Annotated in this window: 5 protein-coding genes; all 5 read left to right on the top strand. The window is 37.4% G+C overall.

Annotated features, from left to right (window positions below):
• Nucleotides 1–1,388: RHS repeat domain-containing protein (locus tag OOZ15_RS19640; protein ID WP_265958143.1), on the top strand; the 1,388-nt coding region annotated here is incomplete at its 5' end.
• The gene (locus tag OOZ15_RS19635) at nucleotides 1,372–1,851 is read left to right on the top strand and encodes a carboxypeptidase-like regulatory domain-containing protein (RefSeq protein WP_265958142.1); all 480 of its coding nucleotides are present in this window, start codon (nucleotides 1,372–1,374) and stop codon (nucleotides 1,849–1,851) included. The genes OOZ15_RS19640 and OOZ15_RS19635, both read left to right, overlap by 17 nt.
• On the top strand, nucleotides 1,775–3,685 hold the full coding sequence (locus tag OOZ15_RS19630; protein ID WP_265958141.1) for an RHS repeat domain-containing protein: 1,911 nt from the start codon (nucleotides 1,775–1,777) through the stop codon (nucleotides 3,683–3,685). Before OOZ15_RS19635 ends, OOZ15_RS19630 begins: the two co-directional genes overlap by 77 nt.
• Nucleotides 3,686–3,689: 4 nt before the next feature.
• A complete protein-coding gene (locus OOZ15_RS19625; RefSeq protein ID WP_265958140.1) occupies nucleotides 3,690–4,400 on the top strand; it encodes a toxin-antitoxin system YwqK family antitoxin in 711 nt (236 codons plus the stop codon).
• A 470-nt stretch (nucleotides 4,401–4,870) separates the two neighbouring features.
• The coding region (locus tag OOZ15_RS19620; protein ID WP_265958139.1) for an RHS repeat-associated core domain-containing protein at nucleotides 4,871–5,213 on the top strand (343 nt) is incomplete at its 3' end.

Genomic DNA, 5,213 nt, shown 5'->3' with positions numbered 1-5,213 from the left:
GGCGTATCGATGACCTTACATACAGCTACCATAACAATGAGGTGAGCAACAGGTTAAGGAAGGTTGAGGACATCAGTGGGACAGAAGGCTTTGTAAACGGAGCCAATACAACGACGGAGTATCAGTACGATGTCAATGGAAATATGACCAGTGATGCCAATAAAGGGATAACCGGTATCACTTACAACCATTTGAATTTACCGACCAGTATCACCATAGGAGGCGGAAATATTTCTTATATTTACGATGCGACGGGTGTCAAGTTAAAGAAAACGGTAAGCACGGGTAAGGTAACGGAATATGCCGGGAACTACATCTATGAGAAGAACCAGTTACAGTTCTTCAGCCATGCAGAGGGCTATGTGACCCCGAGTGGTAGTGGGGGCTATGATTATGTCTATCAATATAAGGACCACTTGGGTAATGTAAGGTTGAGTTACATGGATGCCGATAACAACGGCAGTGTGACTACCGATGATATTGTTGAAGAGAGCAATTATTACCCTTTTGGCTTACAGCACAAGGGTTATAATAATGTTGTGAATGGTACGGAACATAACTGGGACTATCAAGGTAAAGAAAATCAAAAAGAACTTGGTCTGAACTGGCACGACTTCGGTGCAAGGAATTATGATGCAGCTTTAGGACGTTGGATGAATCCTGACCCATTGGCTGATTTGAGATATGAACTTACACCATACAATTATGTTCAAAATAGTCCTATGTTTAAAATTGACCCAGACGGCCTGACTGATTATACATTAAATAAAAAGACAGGAGAAGTTACACAAGTTGGTGAGACAAATGATGAACCTGACAGAATCCTTAAAACTTATACACGTAAGAGTAAAAGAGGAGAAGTTAAGTACAAGAAAAATGGGGAAGCTAAAGTAGCAATTGGCGGTATAGAGAAAGGAATACTAAAAGACGGTCAAAATTTCAAAACAGATGATAATGTTATTGAAACAGGAGGAGAAGGGCAAGCAACTGTTGAAGGAGTTAAATCTTTCACGTTACAGCTATCAGAATATGTCGGAAAGGAGATTAAAGGGTTCTCCTATTCATCTGATGGAGCTTCTGGTGAAGTTACAGATATGGTATTAGGAAAATATCTAAAAAATGATAGAACGACTTCTTATGGCTCAGTTACTGAACTTAATAAAAAATATGGGGCTAATTTTTCTTTTAATAATGTTATACAACAATTTCACACCCATCCTGATGGAAAATTAGGAGCAACTCAGTCTGCACCTGGACAATCACAAGACGTTACAGGTCTTCAAAGAGATAAACCGTTAATTTCAAACGCAACTTTTATTATATTGTACAGAATTAATAGTCAGAAAAAACCAGCAGAATACGATTACACCCATGAATATAGAAAATAAAATAAAGAAACTATTATTTACACTAGTCATTGCACTTAGTGTTTCAAACTATTGTCTTTATTCTCAAAATAAAACAATTAAAGGAAGGATTATTGATGACAATTTGGAACCTTTGCCATATGTGTCAATTAGGATTAGTGATACTCTTGAAATTGGTAAAACGGATTTAAATGGTTTTTTTCAAATAGACATTCCTGTTTGCCAGAAAGAAATATTATTTAGGTATGTTGGAATGGACCCAACAACTATAGAACTTGTGGACAAATGCAATAGAGTTGATGTTGTAATGATGTTGAGCGGCACTTATGATTTTATTACTTTAAAACGAGCTGATAGGAAGAGGAAAAAAAGATATAAAAAGCTTCCTGAGATTCATAAACAAGCTTTTGAGAAAAATATATTTGAAACTGAACATGCTTGTTATAGGCGAGAGTTTGAGCCGTTTTATCTGCAAGAAAATTAAAACAATACAAGCCACAGCGAAAGTTGTGGTTTTTTTATGCGTAAGCCTTTTTAGTTTTAGTCTTGGTATCACGAATAAAGGCATCTATGATTTTGATGATGGTATTTTTGTCATCCCCCTGCTCTTCAACGGGAACATCAGTGAGACGATATGGAAGACGGCCAACGATGCAGCGGATGGAAACAAGACCCGGGGCTATGCGTACAAGTACGATGCATTGAACCGCATTACTTATGCCGACTATGGTATAAAGACCACAGGAGGGTATAACCGGTCATCGGGATATGATATATCGGTAGGGGCCTATGACAAGAACGGGAACATTACCGGCCTATGGAGGAACAATGCAGCGGGGCGTATCGATGACCTTACATACAGCTACCATAACAATGAGGTGAGCAACAGGTTAAGGAAGGTTGAGGACATCAGTGGGACAGAAGGCTTTGTAAACGGAGCCAATACAACGACGGAGTATCAGTACGATGTCAATGGAAATATGACCAGTGATGCCAATAAAGGGATACCTGCAAATGGAATCGCCTACAACCATTTGAATTTACCGACCAGTATCACCATAGGAGGTGGAAATATTTCTTATATTTACGATGCGACGGGTGTCAAGTTAAAGAAAACGGTAAGCACGGGTAAGGTAACGGAATATGCCGGGAACTACATTTATGAGAACGACCAATTACAGTTCTTCAGCCATGCGGAAGGCTATGTGACCCCGAGTGGTAGTGGGGGCTATGATTATGTTTATCAATATAAGGATCATTTGGGTAATGTACGCTTAAGCTATATGGATGCCAATAACAACGGTAGTGTGACTACCGATGAGGTTATAGAAGAGAGTAATTATTATCCTTTTGGCTTACAGCACAAGGGTTATGGTCCGGGGATTTCATCGCTTGGAAATGATGTGGCGCAACGTTGGAAGTACAACGGGATTGAATTGGAAGAGTCATTGGATCTTGACTTGTATGAAATGGACTTTAGACAGTATGACCCAGCTATAGGAAGGTTTACTTCGATTGACCCAATTACTCATTATTCAATGGGCACTTATACAGCGTTTGATAATAATCCTGTTTTTTGGTCAGATCCAAGTGGGGCTAATGGTAGAACTATGAGATTACAAGGTTTAGATGGTACGTGGCATACTTTAACAGAAGGTGTGGATTATGAAACTATTTATGAAGCTAATGATAGTGATTCCGATAGTGAAAAAGAAAGAGAAGAAAAAACCGATTCACAGCAAGACCCGAAAGTATATATTGCCTCTGCAAATCCAAAAGAGTTTGAAGGAGTCGATAGGCTAAGTCTATTAAATTTTTCAAACGATGAAGAAAATATTAAAGGGTTACTCGGGCTATTCCCTTATGGTGAAGGAGTTTCAGATGGAGAAATTCGAGCACTATTCTTGCAAACAATAATTTCTGCTATAACATTAGGAGGAAGTAGAGTTACTAGATTTTCAAGAGCTACAGAATTAATTGACGGAGGCTCCAGTGCAAGTTCAATAGGGAGTTTAGAATTACTACCTATGACTGATTTAAAAGCTGTTGCTAATTCACAAAAAAGATTGTTTGAATTTGAAATAGCAAGGGATGGAGGTGTTTATGATATGGCACGATATTCGATGATCAGTAACCTAGTTTTGATATTTACCGATAAAATATTGTTTGATGGTCTAAATTATAATGAAACCTCAAATATAAATAAACTCGAAGGGTATCCAGAGGGCTTTCAGAACTCTGAGGTTAAGTATATGTATTCTGGAGTTCATTATGGCAATGGTTTAATCAATATAATCGATGTACAAAAAATAGAATGATATTATGACTCGACATTTAGTTTTTATTTTAATTCTGACCAGATTAATGATTTCATGCGATGAAACAGAAAGACTGAAGTTGGTAAAAGTAAATGGAAAAGATGGGAAAATATATAACTCTTTTTACTTAAACACTGAAAACAAAAAAGACAGTTTGGAAAAGTTTTTTGCGAATGGTGTAATGTCCAAAGCCCTTTACTGGAATGAGGGAAATATTGACTCCATTATAAACTATTCTTTAGATGGAGACATCTTGAAAAATGATATAACCAAAGACTCAATTGTTTACTCATATGATGAAAACAAAAGATTAATACAAAAATCCACTGTTAATTTTTCAGGTAATTATGAGGGTATATCAATAAATTATGAAGATTCATTAATTACAAATATTGCCAATTATTCAAATGGAAGAATCAATGGTCTTACTATAAATTTTGATAAACATGAATATCCTATATTGATAGGTAATATAATAGATGACTCTTTTTCTTTTGGCATTCAATTGGATAATGAAGGAAAAATAAATGCCCTAAGGGTAAATGATAATAGCAGTAGATTAGGGTTGATCTATAGGTATTATCCTTCGAAAAAAGTCAAATCAAAGGTAGAATTACTAGACGGGAAACCACATGGTTATAAAATTGAATATGAAAAAGATGGGACAATTAAAGCTATGAGAAAGTACCATAAAGGGGCTCTAATTAGAAAATAAACTTAATTAAATATGGAAGAGTCCCCGCTCCCGCCCGTTTGCAACGGGTGGCGGTAAGAGTAAGCGATCAAAAAGAGGCTGTGTAAAACGGAAATTCTATGCATTTACCTAGCGCATGAAGGTTTATGTGCCGTAGGTAGAGCAATAACAAAACCACAACCGTAAAAAAGTTGTGGTTTTTTCTTGCAAAAAGCAACTAGAAAATTAACTATATTTACGATGCTTTGGGCACCAAACTGAGAAAAGAGGTGACCGAAGGAGGTTCTGTGACAGGATGGAGCGTTAAAAAAATGCCTAGCAGGCATTTTTAGCGATCAGGCCAGGCGGCGCAGTGGAGACTATGTCGGAACTATATCTATGAAGATGTTCATACTGGGGAAGGGCCAATATTACAGTTCTTTAACCATGCAGAAGGTTATGTAGATGCTGAAGGTGGTGGTTATGATTATGTCTATCAATTTAAAGACCACTTGGGCAACATACGCTTAAGTTATATGGATGCCGATAACAACGGCGGCATAACGACCGCTGAGGTTATAGAAGAGAGCAATTATTACCCTTTTGGGCTGAAACACATGGGGTATGGCCCAGGGATTTCCTCGCTAGGTAATGATGTGGCGCAACGTTGGAAATACAATGGTAAGGAGTTTGATGAGAGCCTTGATATCAACACCTATGATTTTGGGGCAAGGAATTACGATCCTGCATTGGGTAGGTGGATGAATCTTGATCCATTGGCTGAAAAATATACAAACCTATCTCCTTTTTCATATGTTGCCAATAATGTTGTTAATGCAATTGACCCTGATGGCA

This window comes from Galbibacter kalidii, assembly GCF_026241135.1.
Taxonomy (GTDB): domain Bacteria; phylum Bacteroidota; class Bacteroidia; order Flavobacteriales; family Flavobacteriaceae; genus Galbibacter.
This window is presented reverse-complemented; position numbering and strand designations above follow the sequence as displayed.